This window comes from Polaribacter sp. L3A8, assembly GCF_009796785.1.
GTDB lineage: Bacteria > Bacteroidota > Bacteroidia > Flavobacteriales > Flavobacteriaceae > Polaribacter.
On the sequence record NZ_CP047026.1, the window covers coordinates 3,472,681 to 3,490,979 of the forward strand.

Genomic DNA, 18,299 nt, shown 5'->3' on the forward strand with positions numbered 1-18,299 from the left:
TGTTTGTATTAAGTGTTACTATTTTTTAATTTTTATTTTGTAAACTATTTGTGCAATGTCATTTGAATTTTTTTTGATTCAAACCCGTTTTTCTTAAATAATTCAATGGCATTATTATCCTTATGTATGTTTAGCGATAAGTTACCGTTGCAATAATTGGTTGCTTTTTTTATTAATTTTGTTGCAATTTTTTGTTTTCTAAAATCTCTGTGAACAGCGAGATAAGTTATCAGATTTTCTGATTGATACTCATTCATACCTGTTTTATTGATAATAATTGCGCCAATTATGTTGTCTTTTTCTTCTACAATAAATGCATAACCACCTATGCTAGAAGTTTCTTTTGCGGCATATAAAAGAGACTTACGAATAGCTCTTTTTTCATTTTCACAATCTTCTAAATGTTCATATAAAAATTTTGAAATTTTATTAATATTTATGTATGACATCCTTGTAAAGGAATCAAAAGTTTTAATTATCATTATAATTATTGATTTGATTTATCTAAAACGATAAATAATGAAAAGCCGAAAAAGCTATGTAAAAACGTGTTAAACGAACTGTTTGTTTAACTAAAAAAAAGAAGGTGTAAGTTTTTAGACTGATTTCTAAAAACCTCTTACTAAAAATTGAATATTCTAATATTATTCAGTTTTTGTATCCTTGCTTAGAAGTACACAAAGGTACAAAAATGATATGCCACTGTCAAATTATATGGAGTTTAATAAAGGGAAGTGGGTGTTTTTACATTTTTAAATGTAGTTGAAATTGTGATAATTAAGTTGTTGAAAACGTTTAATTATCACCTGTGTTTACAGGTAATCTTGTTGGTTTTAAGTATCGCATTCATCCGAAGAAAGAATAGGTGTTTCGTTCTTTTATAAGATGGTATGATAAACTTAGAATTTAATTAAAACTAATAGAAACGGACTGTGTTTGCTACGCTAGTAAAGCTTTCTGAATTGCGTTTTTTATTAAAAAGGCTCTTTAGGTAATGCTTTTAAATTGTTATCATACCTAATTTCGTTAAACGGTTTTTTATTCTTTATAACATCTAATAATTCTATTGCCATACATTGACTCATAAATTGTTTAGATTCTGTTTTGTTGTACCCTAATTCCATTAATCGTTTATAAGTTACATTGCTTTCTTTTGGATTATTATCTCTAATTTGATTCTCGATAATTTCAAAGATTTGATTTTTTAAAGGATCGTTCGTGTTCATTTATTTGTAGTTTTTATCTATCAATAGATTTCTGTATTTTTTAGAAATATAGCGATCTAAATAAGTTAGTATATAAAGTAGCTAAGTTATCGGTTTTAAGTTAAAAAACAAATTAGTTATTTATAAAACATGACAAAAATGCAGGCTTTTTCCTTTGGTATAGTTTTCGCATTTACCAACAAAGATTGTTATTCTTGTGTACGCAAGTATTTAAATTAAAAAGTATGAAAACATTTTTAAAAATTTTATTAACAGCTTTAGCCGTAATTATTTTAGCAAAGATATTGCCAGGAGTTAGCGTAGGTGGTTATGGAGCTGCAATTATTGTTGCAATTGTAATTGCATTATTAAATATGTTTGTACGCCCAATTTTAATCTTTTTTACATTACCAGCTACTATAGTAACTTTAGGGTTATTCTTATTTGTAATTAATGCTTGCATTATTTTATTGGCAGATAAATTGGTAGATGGTTTTGCGGTATCAGGATTCTTTGCAGCCTTATTATTCAGTGTCTTACTATCTGTTTTTAGATCTGCATTGTTTACCTTATTAAATGATGACAATAAATCAATAGAAAACTAAATAACATTACTGAAATAGAAGTATTTAACATTTGTGCAATCAATTAAAATGATTAATTTTGCACTCGATTTTTTTAAGATAAAAGACAAGAAATGAATATTACAAAAGAAAACATTGATGCGTTAAACGCAGTTGTAAAAGTAGATATTGTTGCTGATGATTATCAAGCAAAAGTAACAGGTTTATTAGAAGATTATCGTAAAAAGGCAGATGTTCCTGGTTTTAGAAAAGGACATGTACCAATGGGGATGATTAAAAAGCAGTATGGTAAATCTATCATGATAGATGAAGTAAATAAGCTTTTACAAGAGTCTTTAAATAAATTTATAACAGAAGAAAAATTAGAAATGCTAGGTAATCCTTTACCTAGAATGACAGAAGATTTTAATTGGGATGCAGCCGTTTTTTCTTTTGAATTCGAATTAGGTTTAGCACCTGTTTTTGATGTAGATTTAAAATCTAAAGAAAAAGTTACACAATATAACATTGTAGCAACAGAAGAATTACTTGACGAAGAAGTTAAGAACATTCTAACTCGTTACGGAAAAGTAAGTGCAATAGAAGAAGCTGCTGAAGATTCTAATATTACAGGTACTTTTGTAAATGAAGAAAAAGAAATTAACAAAAAATCTACTTTTATAGTAAAAGACTTAAATGGTGATGAGAACATTGCTAAACTAGTTGGTGCTAAAGTTGGTGATGTAGTTGAGTTAGGTACTAAGAATTTATTTGAAGACGCTCATAAATTACAACACATTTTAGGTGTTGAGCATGACGTAATTCACGATTTAGATGTTACTGTAACTTTAACGGTAGAAGAAATTACAAAAACAGAACCAGCTGAGTTAGACAAAGAGTTGTTTGATAAATTATTTGCAGACGGAAGTGTAACTTCTGTAACTGAATTAAGAGATAAAATTAAAGAAGACGCAGAAAAGCAATTTAAGCAACAAGGAGATCAACAATTATTAAATGCAATTACAGAGCATTTAGTAGAAAACACAAAGTTTGATTTACCTGCAGGTTTCTTAAAGAAATGGTTAAGAACAGCAGGAGAAAAACCTTTAACAGAAGAAGAAGCTACTGCAGAATTTGATAAATCAGAAAAAGGATTACGTTACCAATTAATTGAAGGTAAAGTAATGAAAGATAATGATATTAAAATAGATTATACAGAATTGGTAAACTATGCAAAAGGATTTATCCGTACGCAAATGGCTCAATTTGGTAACATGAATCCAGAAGAAAAAGAATTGGATGATATTGCTGGTAGAATCTTACAAAACCAAGAAGAAGCTCAGAAATTACAATCTCAATTAATCAGTCAGAAATTATTGGCTTTTTACAAAGAGAACATGAGTTTTAAATCGAAAGAACTTTCTTACGAAGACTTTATTAAAGAAGTGTATAAATAATTGTCATTGCGAGGAACGAAGCAATCTCTTCTTTAATTTACAGATTGCTGCGTACCTCGCAATGACTAGAAGACAAAAACCTGAGTTGTTAGATTCAGGTTTTTTTAGCGACAAACTGAAAGAAAATAGTAAAAAATAGTTCTTATATTTACAGTATTAAACTTAAAACAGCATCACGAAAATGGATTACGGAAAAGAGTTCGAAAAATACGCAACAAAACATCACGGAATTAACAGCAACTATTACGGTAAGATTACAAGTAGTGTAACGCCATATATTATGGAAGAGCGCCAGATGAACATTACACAAATGGATGTTTTTTCTCGTTTAATGATGGATAGAATTATCTTTTTAGGAACAGGAATTAATGACCAAGTAGCAAACATTATTCAAGCACAATTATTGTTCTTAGAAAGTGTAGATGCTAATAAAGATATATCAATTTACATCAATTCTCCAGGAGGAGGCGTTTACGCAGGTTTAGGTATTTATGATACTATGCAGTTTATAAAACCAGATGTAGCAACAATTTGTACAGGTATGGCAGCTTCTATGGGAGCCGTTTTAATGTGTGCAGGAGCAGCAGGTAAACGTTCTGCATTACCACACTCTAGAGTAATGATTCACCAACCTTTAGGTGGCGCACAAGGGCAAGCTTCAGATATCGAAATTACTGCAAGAGAAATTATAAAGTTAAAAGGAGAGTTGTATGATATTATTGCAAACCACTCTGGTCAATCTGTAGAAAAAGTACACAATGATTCTGATAGAGATTATTGGATGAAAGCAGACGAAGCAAAAGCTTACGGAATGATTGATGAAGTTTTAGCAAGAAAGAAGTAATTATTTAGCGATAAGCAATAGGCTTTATGCGGTAAGAGCTGCATAAGGCATAAGGCATAAAGCCTAAAGCCATTTAAAATGTCAAAAGAAGAAAATTTAGAGTGTTCGTTTTGCGGACGAAAAAAAGCAGAAACAGACTTGCTGATTGCAGGGATGGATGCTCATATTTGCGATAAATGTATAGAGCAAGCACACGGTATTGTAGAAGAAGAAATTTCTGATGCAAAATCTGGCGACTTGTCTAAAGATTTAATGCTAAAAAAGCCAAAGGAAATAAAAGAATTCTTAGATCAATACATTATTGGTCAATTAGAAACTAAAAGAGCCATGGCTGTTGCTGTTTATAATCACTACAAAAGATTATTACAGAAAAAAGACGAAGAAGATGATGTAGAGATAGAAAAATCTAACATTGTTTTAGTAGGAGAAACCGGTACAGGGAAAACTTTAGTTGCAAAAACAATTGCAAGAATGCTAAACATTCCTTTTGCTATTGTAGATGCAACCGTTTTAACACAAGCAGGTTATGTTGGTGAAGATGTAGAAAGCATTTTAAGTAAATTATTGCAAGCTGCAGACTACGATGTAGAAAAAGCACAAAGAGGTATTATCTTTATCGATGAAATTGATAAAATTGCAAGAAAAGGAGACAATCCTTCTATTACAAGAGATGTTTCTGGAGAAGGTGTACAGCAAGCTTTATTAAAATTATTAGAAGGTACAGTTGTAAATGTTGCACCTAAAGGTGGAAGAAAACACCCAGAGCAAAAATTTATAGAAGTAGATACTAAAGAGATTTTATTTATTGCTGGTGGTGCATTTTCTGGTATCGAAAGATATATAAGTAAGCGTTTAAATATGCAAGCTGTAGGTTTTGGAGCATCTTTAGATGATGATAAAGTAGATGAAGAAAACTTGTTACAATACATTATCCCTTCAGATTTAAAAGCATTTGGTTTAATTCCAGAAATTATTGGACGATTACCAGTTTTAAGCTACATGAATCCTTTAGACGCTAAAACGTTAAGAGCTATTTTAACAGAACCTAAAAATGCTATAATTAAGCAATACTCTAAGTTATTTACAATGGATGATGTTGCCTTTTCTATAGAAGAAGAAGCCTTAAATTATATTGTAGAAAAAGCAGTTGAATATAAATTAGGCGCAAGAGGATTGCGTTCTTTATGCGAAGCAATTTTTACAGACGCAATGTTTGATTTACCAAGTTCTAACGAAAAAGAATTTAATGTAACCAAAGAATATGCAGAAGCAAAATTATCAAACTCAACATTAAAGAAATTAAAGGCAGCTTCTTAAGTTTTTTTAGGCGTTACCACAAGGGTCAGGCTTTTGCACTCGCTTTTTTTGTAGAAAAACAAAAAAGAGCTCAAACAATTGCGCAATCCTTAACGCGTATAGCTAACTAAAAAAAGGAAGTCTATAAAAATAATTTTTTTAAATTTATACAAACCTCAAAGGTTTTAAAAACCTTTGAGGTTTTTTTGGTTTACAATGGGTTAATCTAATGATATTTGAAAATAGAATAAAAAAATGTTTTATTTTTGAGTTGCCTCAGGCTTTAGCCTGTGTTATATATAAGGAGTAGATTAATGGCTTTAGCCAAATTATAAAAGATCTGTAGTTTACATTATTTAAAAAATAAGCCTTCCAAAACCTGTTAGGTTTAAAAAGCATAAACAACAACAAATGATATTAAGAAGTACTATAGACCGCATTTTCGAAACTGCAAGAGTAGAAGAGGTTATTGGCGAATTTGTGGTGCTAAAAAAAGCAGGAAGTAACTTTAAAGGTTTAAGCCCGTTTACAGACGAAAAATCACCTTCTTTTATGGTGTCTCCCGTAAAACAAATTTGGAAAGATTTTTCTACAGGAAAAGGGGGCAACTCTGTTTCATTTTTAATGGAGCATGAACATTACACCTATCCAGAAGCATTAAGGTGGTTAGCCAAAAAGTACAATATAGAAATAGAAGAAGCAGAGCAATCATCCGAAGAAAAAGCTCAGATGAATGAACGCGAAAGCATGTTCTTAGTTTCAACTTTTGCCAAAGACTATTTTAATGATGTAATGCTAAATTCTAATAAAGGAAAAGCGATAGGTTTATCTTATTTTAAAGAACGAGGTTTTACAGATGAAACCATTACTAAGTTCGAATTAGGATACTGTATTGACGAGTGGGATAATTTTACAAAAGCAGCATTATCAAAAGGGTACGACTTAAAGTTTTTGGCATCTACAGGATTGACCATTGTAAAAGAAAACAAGCAATTCGACCGTTTTAAAGGTCGTGTAATGTTTCCGATACATTCTATGTCTGGTAGAATTTTAGGTTTTGGAGGTCGTATTTTAACTGCGGATAAAAAAGCAGCTAAATATTTAAATTCACCAGAAAGTGATATTTACCATAAGAGTAAAATTTTGTATGGATTGTACCAAGCAAAAAAAGAAATAGCCAAACAAGACAATTGTTTTTTGGTAGAGGGTTATACAGATGTAATTTCTTTTAATCAATCTGGTGTAGAAAATGTTGTTGCTTCTTCGGGTACCGCTTTAACCCCAGATCAAATTAGATTGGTAAACAGACTGACTAAAAATATTACGGTACTTTTTGATGGAGATGCAGCTGGTATTAGAGCTTCCATTCGTGGTATCGATTTAATTTTAGAACAAGGAATGAACGTAAAAGTAGTTCAGTTTCCTGACGGTGAAGATCCAGATAGTTTTGCAAAATCAAACTCAAACGCTGAGTTAAAAAAATATTTAGAAGATTCTGCACAAGATTTTATCAACTTTAAAGTATCTCTCTTATTAAAAGATTCTAATAACGACCCTATTAAAAAAGCAGGCGTAATTAGAGACATTGTAACCAGTATTTCTAAAATACCAGACGGCATTCAACGAGAAGTTTATGTGCAAGAATGTTCTAGAATCATGGATATTTCTGAACGCGTTTTGTTTAGTGAATTGGCACAGTTATTAAAAAAAGGAGCGCAAGAAAAAAATAAAGTAAGCAGACAGCAAAACAACACTCAGCAAAACTCTAATGAGCCACCTCCTGGATATTTTATGGAGCAAGAAAAAGGCAAGATGGGATTGGTAAAAGGTGGCGCTGTTGCGTCTCAAAAAATAGATCAACTTTCGATTTTAGAAAATGAAATTATTAAAATTTTACTTTTATACGGAAATGAAGAGGTAGAATTTATTGAAGAAGTAATTCATGTTGATGAAGAAGGAAGGGAGAAGATAGATACTAGAAAGTATGAAAACACGGTTTCAGCAGAAATTTATGTGCATTTACATGAAGATGAAATAGAATTTTCTAATGCTCTCTTTCAAGAAATTTATACAGAAATTATTCACCAATTAAATCAGTTAGAAAAATTAGATATTGATGGTTTGATTAATCACAAGAATTCAGAAATATCTACCATTGTAACCTCTATTTTAATGGAGAAAGAAAACCCGAATAGACAACTAAGTGATTGGCAAGGACAAAATATAGAAGTAAAATCTGCCCTAGAAGTTTTAGCAAAAGACGTAAACGATGTGGTGTATAATTTAAGGAGAGTCTTAATCGGTGAAAAAATTGAAGAGTTGATGGATGACGCTGTTAAAAACCAAGGGGCTGCAATAGATTTGGAGGTTATTAAAAATTATACAAGCTTAAAAATGAGGCTATTTGAAAAACTAAATAGGGTTGTGTAACATTAACAAATTGTAAAATAGGGTGTTTAACCCCATAGCAATAATTTATCATTAGATAGAATTATTGTATATTGCACTCGCAAAAAGAAAATATTGTTACTATGAAAACACTACTACAATTACTAAAAATTATTCAGTTATTCATTTTGCTACCATTTGAAATATCTAAAGGCTCAAAAAAACGAGCCTATATGAGAATAAAAAAAATGATGGTTGCAGCAAATATTCTGTAATAAAAAAAACCTTAATATAGCCAAATTAAGGTTTTTTTTATACAAAAACTTTATTTAATATTTTCAGGTATTTTACAAATAGGTATCGGTAACATTTTATGTTGGTTAATTCTATTTAGTCTCGTATAAATTTTAAAGACCTCTAGTTCTCTTCCTTTAAAATCACCTTCTAATTTTCCATTCTCTTGCATATTCATTGCCCACTCTAGTTCATCGTAAGAAGCGCCAATTTGATCTTCATCTGTTCTACTATCACCAAATAACCCATCTGTTGGTTGTGCTTTTTGTATAGAATTTGGTACACCTAAAAATGCAGATAATTTATATACTTCAGATTTCATTAAGTCTGCAATTGGACTTAAATCTACACCTCCATCACCATATTTGGTGTAAAAACCAACTCCAAAATCTTCTACCTTATTACCTGTTCCTGCTACTAAATACCCGTGCAAACCTGCTAAATAGTATAAAGTGGTCATTCTAAGTCTAGCTCTAGTGTTGGCTAAAGATAAATCTACGGTTGCAGAAGGTTCTGCAGCTGGTAAAACATTTTTAAAATCTTCGAAGGTAGACGTTAAATCTACTTTTACATCAGATACATTTTTAAAATTATCTTTTAACTGCGTAATATGTTCTTGTGCTCTAGTTACTTGGCTAGGAGCTTGATGAATAGGCATTTCTACACATAAAGTAGGGAATCCTGTTTTTGCACATAAAGTGGATGTTAAAGCAGAGTCAATTCCGCCAGAAATTCCAATTACAAATCCTTTTACTTTTGCATTTTCAGCATATTCTTTTAACCATTTTATGATGTACTCGGCAACCTTTTCAGTCTTCATTGATAAACTATTTTAGTATTTTTAGCGTTCTTAAATCTAAAGACTAATATACAAAGAATATGAGATTTTATTTTATGAATTTAATGGTTTTATGTGCAATTTTTTCATGTTCTGATAAAAAAAACAATCAAATTGATGTTTCAACCATAAATGTTGATTTTTCCATAAAAAGATACGAGGTTGATTTTTATAATAGTACTGAAAATAAATTACCAATTCTTAAGAAGAAGTATCCTTATTTGTTTCCAAAAACATTTACAGATAGTTTAGCAATTGTTAAGCTAAATAACAAAGAAGAACAAGAATTATTTAATGAAACTCAAAAGCTATATAAGAATATTCCAGAATTAAAAATTGAGCTATTAGATCTTTTTAAGCATATAAAACATTACAATAGGAAGTTTAAAGCGCCTAATGTAGTTACTATGATCTCTAATATAGATTATAAAAGTAGAGTTATTTATGCAGATAGTTTGCTGTTTATTTCTTTAGATGTTTATTTAGGAAAAACACACAAATTTTATTCAGATTATCCAAAGTATATTAAAGAGAATAATACCAAAAATAATATAATTGTTGATGTTGCAAATTCTATAATAGAAAAGCAATTAGTGCCTTTACCTAATAGAAGCTTTATTGGTAAGATGATTCATGAAGGAAAAAAAATCTATCTATTAGATATATATTTACCAACTATTTCCGATAAATTAAAAATAAGATATTCAAAAGAAAAAATGGATTGGGCTCTTACAAATGAAGAGGATATTTGGAAATATTTTATAGAAAGAAAATTGTTATTTAGTACAGAAACACAACTAAACAAAAGATTTTTGGAGGAAGCTCCTTTTTCGAAGTTCTATTTGCAAAATGATAATCAATCTCCAGGAAGAATAGGAGTGTGGTTAGGATGGCAAATAGTGAGGTCGTATATGAAAAATAATGATGTATCTTTGCAAGAATTATTAATAATTGATTCTCAAGAGTTATTCAAAAGATCAAAATACAAGCCTAAAAAATAATGTCAATAAAACATAATTCACAAATTAATTTCGAAATTGGTTTAGATGAAAACAAAGTTCCTGAAGAAATTTCTTGGACGGCAAAAGATGGAGATATAAATAAGGAAGCATCCAAAGCTATTATGATTTCTGTTTGGGATCATAAGAAAAAAGATACTTTACGTATGGATTTATGGACAAAAGATATGCCTGTAGATGAAATGAAACAATTTTATCATCAAACACTAGTTTCTATGGCAGATTCTTTTGAGCGTGCAACAGATGATCAAAAAATGAGTGCAACTATGCGAGATTTTTGTGCTTATTTTGCAGAGAAATTAGAGCTGAAATAAATAAAATATCGTTTCACAAAAAAAAGGTTGTTCAATTATTTGAACAACCTTTTTTTGTGCTTATAAGATTTTATAAATTCCTTATTTATTCTTTTTAAGAATTAAAGTTTTATAAATAGATAATCTATACCAAAAAAAAAAGAGACTACATATGTAGTCTCTTTCTTTTGATATAAATTATTTACTATTCATCAATTCTTTCTACAGGTCCAATTGCATCAATTGGTTTAATTTCAACCCTTCTGTTCAATTGTCTTCCGCCTGCATTAGCGTTAGAGAATTTTGGTCTAGATTCACCATAACCTTTAGGGCTCAATCTGTCATTAACAATACCTTGTTTAATCATATACTTTCTAACACTTTCTGCTCTTCTTTGAGATAAGTATAAGTTGTATTTATCACTATTTCTATCATCTGTATGACCTTCAATAACAAACTTAACATCTGGTATTTTCTTCATTAACATAATAATTTGATCAATAGTACTGTAAGATATTAATTTAATAACATCACTATTCGTGTCAAAGTAAATACTAGTAGCTAACAATCCAATTTGTTGTGTAATATTAACTGGTGGTACAACTTCTTGTTTAGGACAACCTCTGTTTTCTACTGGTCCAGGTGTGTTTGGGCATAAATCTTTTACATCCATTACTCCGTCTCCATCTGTATCAACATTTAAAGGACATCCTTCATTTGATATTGGACCGTATTCTAAAGGACATTTATCTTTATAATCTGGTAAGCCATCTTTATCTGCATCTACAGCCTGACCATTACCATATACCATTGCTGCTTTAGGAGTGTTTGGCTCAACATCTAATTGATCCATTACACCATCTCCATCTGTATCAATAATTTTAAATTCTGCACCTGCAGGCTTTTCAACAGCCCAAATGATATGTTCTTTTTTCTTTCCTAGTTTTAAAACAACTCCTAAACTAGTAATAAAAAAGTTTTCCCAATTTTGTTTATCAGAAATAGCTGCGTCTAAATGATCTTCATGATTAAAGTACATTCCTGTTCTAAATTCAAGATCTACTCTTCTACTTATTTTTCTTTTAACACCTAATTGTGCAGATAGAAAAATTGAACTAGCTTCGTTTACACTATTTCTTTGTGGGTTATAACCAAAATCTGCGTCAGAAATTTTTGTATAAGAACCATCAGGTAATTTATCAAATAAAGCAGAATCGTATTGGTGGTATCCAACACCAAAGTATCCAGCGATGTTCCATTTACGTGCATCCCTCTTAAAAAGGTTAGAAAAACTTACAATTAAATTTAACTCAGCACCGTAAGATCTACCTTCAAATTTCATATCATCTCTAATAACACCATCTGGTACATATAAAAGTTTATAGATACTTGAGAAATATTGTGCTCCACCAGACATTTTATTATAGGTAGCTTTAAGTTCTAGTCCTAATATTGGATTAAACATTTTATCTACATAAACATAACCTCCAAAATTCCAGTAATTCTTGTCATCACTGGTACCAATAGAGCGTAAATCTCCGTGCATAATAAAATTACTAAAACCACCACCTATTGACCAGGTGTTACTTTCTTTAATAATATCAGTGCTTTTTACCTCTGTACTATCTTTGTGAATAATTTTGCCATCATTAGATTGACTAAAAGATTGAGCAATAATAAAAGTGCTAAATAGAATAAATAAATAAATTCTCCTCATTTTAATTTGATTTTTTGTTTTTAAACAATATAGGGGGAATAATTCCTACAAAAATATAATTTTTTTTTTTTAAAAATGCTTTATTAAGTTAACAATTTTAACATAATCGACTCTATTATGAACAAAATCCATTTTTGAAACATCTATTACTTGCAAATTTAAGCTTTTTTCTGTTTTGATAAAGTTTTTATATCCATTATGGATTTGTTTTAGATAATTTGGTTCAATTTTTTGTTCATATTCTCTTCCTCTTTTTTTGATGTTTTCAAGAAGTCGTTCTGTATCTTGATACAAATAAATATATAAATCTGGTTTTGTAATTTCTTTATACATTAAATCGAACATTTTACGATATAAAAGGTATTCTTCCTTTTGTAATGTAACTTGTGCAAAAATTAAAGATTTAAAGATATAGTAATCCGATACAATGAAGTTTTTAAATAAGTCGAATTGTGCTAAATCATCGGTTAGTTGTTGATATCTGTCGGCTAAAAAACTCATCTCTAACGGAAATGCATAACGCTCTTTATCTTCATAAAATTTAGGGAGAAAGGGGTTGTCTGCAAAGCGCTCTAATACCATTTTTGCATTAAATTCTTCTGAGATCATTTTAACTAAAGAAGTTTTACCTGCACCAATGTTTCCTTCAATAGCCATGTAATTATATTTTTCTGAAATAGGGATTGGTCTTTGTAGTTTCTGATCTGTTATAGTAATTTCTGATGAATCATCACAATCTTGTAAGCAAGCAGAAATTTGTTTTTTTACTATTGGATGAATAACTGTTGCAGCTATTTCGACTAAAGGAATCATTACAAACTTTCGTTGTAACATTTTAGAATGTGGAACAATTAATGTTTTAGAAAAAATAATCTCATCATTAAATAACAGAATATCTATATCGATGTTTCTATCTTGATATCCTTCTTTAGAAGAACGTTCACGACCTAATTTGTCTTCTATTTTTAAGAGTGAAATCATTAAGATTTCTGGTTCTAGGTTTGTAGCAACTTTAATACAAATATTAAAAAAATCTTCACCATTAAATCCCCAAGATGGAGTTTTGTAGATGGATGATATTTTTTGAATACCACCAACATTGTCATCTATTAAATTAATAGCATTTTGTAGGTTTTCTAGTTTGTTTCCTTGGTTGGTTCCTAGAGATAAATATGTGATATGTTGTATTTTCATAAAGCGTTACAAAGAAAATAAAAGCATTTAGATAATTAGCTATAAACAAAAAAAATCGCCAAAATTAATTGGCGATTTTTATATATCAATTTAAAAAGAAATTACTCTTCTTTTCTTGGTTCTCTTGGTTTTCTATCATCACGTCCGCGATTGTCTCTGCTTCTGTTATCACGTCCACCAGAACGTTTGTCATCTCTTGGTGGTCTTGCTACATAACCTTCTGGTTTTGGTAACAATGCCTTTCTAGAAACTTTTTCTTTACGAGTTCTTGGGTCTAAACCAAAGTACTTCACATCAAAAACATCGCCCATGTTTACTACATCAGTAACGTTTTCTGTTCTTTCCCATGCTAATTCACTAACGTGTAATAAAACTTCATTTCCTGGAGCTTCTACATATTCTACAACGGCACCAAAATCTAACATTTTAATTACTTTCACTTCGTAAGCACTGCCAACTTGTGGTTTAAATAACATTGACTCGATACGAGCAATAACTTGTTCTATTCCTGCTGGGTCTGTGCCTAAAATTTCAATAATTCCTTCTTCAGTTACAGCGTCTTCAGTAATTACAATTGTAGTTCCTGTTTCTTTTTGTAATTCTTGAATATGTTTACCTCCTGGTCCAATAAATGCACCAATCATATCATTAGGAATACGTCTGTTAATCATTTTAGGAGCATGTGCTTTTACTTCTCCGTTTGCAGTTGCAATCGTATCAGTAATTTTACCTAAAATATGTAAACGACCTTCACGAGCTTGTTTTAGTGCATTTACTAAAATTTCGTATCCTAATCCTTTTACTTTAATATCCATTTGGCAAGCAGTAATTCCTTCTGAAGTACCAGTTACTTTAAAATCCATATCTCCTAAGTGATCTTCATCACCTAAAATATCAGATAAAACAGCATAACGATCACCATCAGAAATTAATCCCATAGCAATACCAGATACTGGTCTCGTCATTTTTACACCTGCATCCATTAATGCCATTGTACCAGCACAAACAGTTGCCATAGAAGAAGAACCGTTAGATTCTAAAACTTCAGATACTACTCTTACTGTATAAGGACAATCTGCAGGAATCATTCCTTTTAAACCACGTTGTGCTAAATTACCATGACCAACTTCTCTACGAGATGTTCCTCTTAACGGTCTAGCTTCACCTGTACAAAAAGGAGGGAAGTTGTAATGTAAATAGAAATTTTCTTCACCTTCGTAAGATGGCATATCTATTTTCATTGCATCTCTAGATGTTCCTAAAGTTACGGTTGCTAATGCTTGCGTTTCTCCACGAGTAAAGATTGATGAACCATGTACTGATGGTAAATAATCTACTTCACACCAAATTGGTCTAATCTCATCAGTTTTACGTCCATCTAAACGTAAACCTTCTGCTAATGTTAATTCTCTAACTGCACTTTTTTGAGATTTGTTGAAGTATTTTCCAACTAAATCACCGTAATCTGCTAATTCTTCTTCTGTAAATGAAGCTTTTAATTCTTCTTTTACTTCTGCAAATGCAGTAGTACGTTCTACTTTAGAAGTTCCTTTTTTAGCAATTGCATAACACTTATCGTAAGTAAGTTCATTAATTTTTACTGCTAATTCTTCATCTTCTCTTTCTCCTTGGTAAATTCTAGTTTCTTTCTTACCAAAAGCTTCTGCTAATTTTACTTGAGCAGCACACTGAATTTTAATAGCTTCATGGGCAAATTTAATTGCATCTGCCATTTCTTCTTCAGAAATTTCATCCATTTCACCTTCAACCATCATTACAGAATCTGCAGATGCTCCAATCATCATATCGATGTCAGACTCTGCTAATTGTGCTCTGTTTGGGTTGATTACAAATTCTCCGTTGATACGACCAACTCTTGCTTCAGAGATAGGGCATTCGAATGGAAAATCTGATAATTGTATAGCTGCTGATGCTGCTAAACCTGCTAATGCATCTGGCATAACGTCTTCATCATGAGACATTAATTGAATCATTACTTGTACTTCTGCATGGTAATCTTTTGGAAATAATGGACGTAAAACACGGTCTACAAGACGCATTGTTAAAACTTCTCCATCACTTGGTCTTGCTTCTCTTTTAAAGAAACCTCCAGGATATCTACCTGCAGCGGCAAATTTTTCTCTATAATCTACTGTAAGCGGTAAAAAATCAACGTCAGATTGTTTGTAGTTAGAAACTACTGTACATAACAACATTGCTTTTCCCATTTGAACAACAACAGAACCGTGCGCTTGTTTTGCTAGTTTACCGGTTTCTAATGAGATGGTTCTTCCATCTCCAAGGTCTATAACCTCTCTAAATACTTTTGGAATCATAAATTTTAATTCTAAATTTTTAATTTGTTTGTTGTTGTGTTGTTGTATGTTGTTGCAATGGAAATTCAAGAATGCTGTTACTATCCTTGATTTTTTTTTCTGCTTTAGCAGAAATAACGGTTAATAATTTAACCTTTTTTATATAGATTCTGTTTGTTAGTCAGAATAAATTACTTTTTTGATTCCCATGTTTATGGGAAAGACAAATTTACTATTTTGTAGCAAGCTACAAGAGTTTATTGTAAAAAAAAAAGAGGCACGTTTATAGAGCCTCTTTTTGTAAGAATTATTTTCTAATTCCTAATTCTTTAATTATTTCACGATATCTTACAATATCAGTTTTCTTTAGATAATCTAATAAACTTCTACGTTTACCAACCAACATTACTAATGAACGCTCTGTATTATAATCTTTACGATTGTTTTTTAAGTGTCCTGTTAAGTGGTTAATTCTGTAAGTGAATAATGCAATTTGACCTTCTGAAGAACCAGTATCGTTTTTTCCTTTACCGTGCTTTTCGAAGATGCTTTCTTTTACTTCTTTAGTTAAATACATTCCAATATTATTTAAATGATTATTATGTACATCAATGAGATATTCATTGAAGCTGCAAATATATAATTATTTTTTTAAATAAAAACTGTACTAAAGTTGTTCTTTTAATGGTTTTAACTATAAAACAAAAAACCCAGCAATTGCTGGGTTTTTATGTTATGATCTAATAGGTATATTTTGTATTAAATCGATATACAAATTTACCTGTTTTTTTAAGTTTTTACGCTCGTAGATAGCGTCTAGGAAACCATGTTCTAAAACAAATTCTGATTTTTGAAATCCTTCTGGTAAATCTTTACCGGTGGTGTCTTTTACAACTCTTGGTCCTGCAAAAGCAATTAATGCATTTGGTTCTGCAATATTAATATCACCTAACATAGCGTAAGAAGCAGTTGTTCCGCCAGTTGTTGGGTCTGTACATAAAGAAATATAAGGAATATTAACTTCTGCTAACTGTGCTAATTTTGCTGATGTTTTTACTAATTGCATTAAAGATAAAGAAGCTTCCATCATTCTTGCCCCTCCAGATTTAGAAATCATTAAAAAAGGAATTTTATTTTTTATTGAATAATCGATAGCTCTTGCTATTTTTTCTCCAACTACAGATCCCATTGACCCTCCTATAAAAGCAAAATCCATTGCTGCAATTACAATTTCTTTTCCTAATGATAAACCAACGGCAGTTCTAACAGCGTCTTTTAGTTTTGTTTTTTCTTGTGCTGCTTTTAATCTATCTGGATATTTTTTTGTGTCTTCAAACTTTAAAGGATCTTTAGAGGTAAGGTTTGCATCTAACTCTTTAAACTTGTTTTCGTCAAAAAACAATTCGAAATATTCTTTACTACCTATTCTTACGTGATATCCATCTTCTGGACTAACATATAAGTTTCTTTTTAATTCTTCTGTATCTATTACTTTTCCACTAGGTGTTTTGTACCATAACCCTTTTGGAGTATCTTTTTTATCTTCTGTTGAAGTCTGTATTCCTTTATCCGTTCTTTTAAACCAAGCCATACTTGTTGTTTTATTTTAGGTTGTTTTCTAACTAATCAAAAATAAATTAGAAGCACAAATGTAAAAGTTTTTTCTTTAAAGTTCCCTTTTTGATGTGTAAAGTCATAAAAAAAGCACTTTGGTTGTACCAAAGTGCTTTTCTCTTCTATTTAAAATGATAAATTTTATAATGTATCTACATTGTTTAAGTCAGAAAAGGCTTGTTTTAAACGTGTAATAAAAGTAGCTTCACCTTCACGTAACCATTTTCTTGGATCGTAATGTTTTTTGTTTGGAGATTCAGGTCCATCAGGGCTTCCAATTTGAGATTTTAAATAAGCGGCTTTTTCTCCCATGTAATCTCTAATTCCGCTCATAAAAGCATACTGCATATCAGTATCAATGTTCATCTTAATAACACCGTATCCAATTGCTTCTCTAATTTCTTCTAATGTAGAACCAGATCCTCCATGAAATACAAAATCGATATGATTTTCTTCAACACCATATTTCTTTGTAATAAATTCTTGAGAATTTTTTAAGATTTTTGGAGTTAACTTTACGTTTCCTGGTTTATAAACACCGTGTACGTTTCCAAAAGCTGCAGCAATTGTAAATTTGTCACTTACTTTAGACAGTTCTTCATAAGCATAAGCAACTTCTTCTGGTTGTGTGTATAATTTAGATTCATCAACATCACTATTGTCAACACCATCTTCTTCACCACCTGTAATTCCTAATTCAATTTCTAAAGTCATACCCATTTTACTCATACGAGCTAAATATGTTTTACAAATCTCAATATTTTCTTCTAAAGGCTCTTCAGATAAATCGATCATGTGAGAGCTATATAAAGGTTTACCAGTTTCTTCAAAATGTTTTTCTGAAGCATCTAATAATCCGTCTATCCAAGGTAATAATTTTTTTGCACAGTGGTCTGTATGTAAAATAACAGGAACTCCATAAGCAACTGCTAATTCGTGTACATGTTTTGCACCAGCAATACCACCAGCTATGGCAGCTTTTTCACCTTCGTTAGATAAACCTTTTCCTGCATTAAATTGAGCACCACCATTAGAAAACTGAATAATTACAGGAGCATTTAAATCTCTTGCCGTTTCTAAAACACCATTAATAGTGTTAGATCCAATTACGTTTACTGCTGGTAAAGCAAATCCTTTTTCTTTTGCAAAATTAAAAATATCTTGAACTTCTGATCCGGTTGCAACACCTGGCTTTATATTATGACTCATGTTTGTTTTTTTTTAATCATTAATTTACTTATCAAAAGTACTAAAAATACAGC

General features: G+C 30.6%; 16 protein-coding genes. 7 read left to right on the plus strand and 9 right to left on the minus strand.

All coding sequences use genetic code 11. The features are described 5' to 3' along the window. Positions 1–44 precede the first annotated feature (44 nt). Positions 45–482: a GNAT family N-acetyltransferase gene (locus GQR92_RS14325; protein ID WP_158840697.1), complete on the minus strand. Its 438-nt coding sequence runs from the start codon at positions 480–482 to the stop codon at positions 45–47. Between the two features lie 492 nt (positions 483–974). After that, a complete protein-coding gene (locus tag GQR92_RS14330) occupies positions 975–1,226 on the minus strand; it encodes a hypothetical protein (RefSeq protein ID WP_158840699.1) in 252 nt (83 codons plus the stop codon). A 224-nt stretch (positions 1,227–1,450) separates the two neighbouring features. Here GQR92_RS14330 and GQR92_RS14335 point away from each other — a divergent pair, with 224 nt between their 5' ends. The 5 genes from GQR92_RS14335 to dnaG all read left to right on the plus strand — a co-directional run bounded on the left by GQR92_RS14335 (position 1,451) and on the right by dnaG (position 7,795). Further along, positions 1,451–1,810 (plus strand): phage holin family protein, encoded by a 360-nt coding sequence (locus GQR92_RS14335; RefSeq protein WP_158840701.1) that lies wholly within the window; start codon positions 1,451–1,453, stop codon positions 1,808–1,810. A gap of 92 nt (positions 1,811–1,902) precedes the next feature. Continuing rightward, positions 1,903–3,225: a trigger factor gene (gene tig, locus GQR92_RS14340; protein WP_158840703.1), complete on the plus strand. Its 1,323-nt coding sequence runs from the start codon at positions 1,903–1,905 to the stop codon at positions 3,223–3,225. Positions 3,226–3,406: 181 nt separating this feature from the next. Then, positions 3,407–4,069: an ATP-dependent Clp endopeptidase proteolytic subunit ClpP gene (gene clpP / locus GQR92_RS14345; protein ID WP_105050245.1), complete on the plus strand. Its 663-nt coding sequence runs from the start codon at positions 3,407–3,409 to the stop codon at positions 4,067–4,069. A 78-nt stretch (positions 4,070–4,147) separates the two neighbouring features. Then, complete coding sequence (clpX, locus tag GQR92_RS14350) at positions 4,148–5,386, plus strand: ATP-dependent Clp protease ATP-binding subunit ClpX (RefSeq protein WP_158840705.1); 1,239 nt, start codon at positions 4,148–4,150, stop codon at positions 5,384–5,386. Between the two features lie 390 nt (positions 5,387–5,776). After that, positions 5,777–7,795: a DNA primase gene (gene dnaG, locus GQR92_RS14355; RefSeq protein ID WP_158840708.1), complete on the plus strand. Its 2,019-nt coding sequence runs from the start codon at positions 5,777–5,779 to the stop codon at positions 7,793–7,795. Between the two features lie 283 nt (positions 7,796–8,078). On the opposite strand, the gene nadE is transcribed toward dnaG, so the two are convergent. Further along, positions 8,079–8,867 (minus strand): NAD(+) synthase, encoded by a 789-nt coding sequence (gene nadE, locus GQR92_RS14360; RefSeq protein WP_158840710.1) that lies wholly within the window; start codon positions 8,865–8,867, stop codon positions 8,079–8,081. Between the two features lie 59 nt (positions 8,868–8,926). Between nadE and gldB the strand changes: the two genes are divergently transcribed. Then, a complete protein-coding gene (gldB, locus tag GQR92_RS14365) occupies positions 8,927–9,886 on the plus strand; it encodes a gliding motility lipoprotein GldB (protein WP_158840712.1) in 960 nt (319 codons plus the stop codon). After that, positions 9,886–10,218: a gliding motility protein GldC gene (gene gldC, locus GQR92_RS14370; RefSeq protein WP_158840714.1), complete on the plus strand. Its 333-nt coding sequence runs from the start codon at positions 9,886–9,888 to the stop codon at positions 10,216–10,218. The genes gldB and gldC overlap by 1 nt, the downstream gene beginning before the upstream one ends. A 184-nt stretch (positions 10,219–10,402) precedes the next feature. Here the strand turns inward: gldC and GQR92_RS14375 are convergent, their stop codons facing one another. The 6 genes from GQR92_RS14375 to fbaA all read right to left on the minus strand — a co-directional run bounded on the left by GQR92_RS14375 (position 10,403) and on the right by fbaA (position 18,246). Further along, positions 10,403–11,914, minus strand: a complete 1,512-nt coding sequence (locus tag GQR92_RS14375) for an OmpA family protein (protein ID WP_158840716.1) — start codon at positions 11,912–11,914, stop codon at positions 10,403–10,405. 69 nt (positions 11,915–11,983) lie between these two features. Then, a complete protein-coding gene (gene folK / locus GQR92_RS14380) occupies positions 11,984–13,108 on the minus strand; it encodes a 2-amino-4-hydroxy-6-hydroxymethyldihydropteridine diphosphokinase (RefSeq protein ID WP_158840718.1) in 1,125 nt (374 codons plus the stop codon). Between the two features lie 101 nt (positions 13,109–13,209). Then, the gene (locus GQR92_RS14385; RefSeq protein ID WP_158840720.1) at positions 13,210–15,444 is read right to left on the minus strand and encodes a polyribonucleotide nucleotidyltransferase; all 2,235 of its coding nucleotides are present in this window, start codon (positions 15,442–15,444) and stop codon (positions 13,210–13,212) included. 286 nt (positions 15,445–15,730) lie between these two features. Then, complete coding sequence (gene rpsO, locus GQR92_RS14390; RefSeq protein WP_158840722.1) at positions 15,731–16,000, minus strand: 30S ribosomal protein S15; 270 nt, start codon at positions 15,998–16,000, stop codon at positions 15,731–15,733. 156 nt (positions 16,001–16,156) lie between these two features. Continuing rightward, positions 16,157–17,014 (minus strand): acetyl-CoA carboxylase, carboxyltransferase subunit beta, encoded by an 858-nt coding sequence (gene accD, locus GQR92_RS14395; RefSeq protein WP_158840724.1) that lies wholly within the window; start codon positions 17,012–17,014, stop codon positions 16,157–16,159. 164 nt (positions 17,015–17,178) lie between these two features. Continuing rightward, a complete protein-coding gene (gene fbaA, locus GQR92_RS14400; RefSeq protein WP_158840726.1) occupies positions 17,179–18,246 on the minus strand; it encodes a class II fructose-bisphosphate aldolase in 1,068 nt (355 codons plus the stop codon). Between the last annotated feature and the right edge of the window lie 53 nt (positions 18,247–18,299).

Excerpts from the sequence above, each read along its gene's own strand:
- folK (WP_158840718.1), bottom strand. The coding sequence starts at position 13,108 with ATGAAAATACAACATATCACATATTTATCTCTAGGAACCAACCAAGGA.
- tig (WP_158840703.1), top strand. The coding sequence starts at position 1,903 with ATGAATATTACAAAAGAAAACATTGATGCGTTAAACGCAGTTGTAAAA.
- gldC (WP_158840714.1), top strand. The coding sequence starts at position 9,886 with ATGTCAATAAAACATAATTCACAAATTAATTTCGAAATTGGTTTAGAT.
- GQR92_RS14385 (WP_158840720.1), bottom strand. The coding sequence starts at position 15,444 with ATGATTCCAAAAGTATTTAGAGAGGTTATAGACCTTGGAGATGGAAGA.
- accD (WP_158840724.1), bottom strand. The coding sequence starts at position 17,014 with ATGGCTTGGTTTAAAAGAACGGATAAAGGAATACAGACTTCAACAGAA.
- GQR92_RS14335 (WP_158840701.1), top strand. The coding sequence starts at position 1,451 with ATGAAAACATTTTTAAAAATTTTATTAACAGCTTTAGCCGTAATTATT.
- rpsO (WP_158840722.1), bottom strand. The coding sequence starts at position 16,000 with ATGTATTTAACTAAAGAAGTAAAAGAAAGCATCTTCGAAAAGCACGGT.
- GQR92_RS14325 (WP_158840697.1), bottom strand. The coding sequence starts at position 482 with ATGATAATTAAAACTTTTGATTCCTTTACAAGGATGTCATACATAAAT.
- dnaG (WP_158840708.1), top strand. The coding sequence starts at position 5,777 with ATGATATTAAGAAGTACTATAGACCGCATTTTCGAAACTGCAAGAGTA.
- fbaA (WP_158840726.1), bottom strand. The coding sequence starts at position 18,246 with ATGAGTCATAATATAAAGCCAGGTGTTGCAACCGGATCAGAAGTTCAA.
- GQR92_RS14375 (WP_158840716.1), bottom strand. The coding sequence starts at position 11,914 with ATGAGGAGAATTTATTTATTTATTCTATTTAGCACTTTTATTATTGCT.
- clpP (WP_105050245.1), top strand. The coding sequence starts at position 3,407 with ATGGATTACGGAAAAGAGTTCGAAAAATACGCAACAAAACATCACGGA.
- GQR92_RS14330 (WP_158840699.1), bottom strand. The coding sequence starts at position 1,226 with ATGAACACGAACGATCCTTTAAAAAATCAAATCTTTGAAATTATCGAG.
- nadE (WP_158840710.1), bottom strand. The coding sequence starts at position 8,867 with ATGAAGACTGAAAAGGTTGCCGAGTACATCATAAAATGGTTAAAAGAA.
- gldB (WP_158840712.1), top strand. The coding sequence starts at position 8,927 with ATGAGATTTTATTTTATGAATTTAATGGTTTTATGTGCAATTTTTTCA.
- clpX (WP_158840705.1), top strand. The coding sequence starts at position 4,148 with ATGTCAAAAGAAGAAAATTTAGAGTGTTCGTTTTGCGGACGAAAAAAA.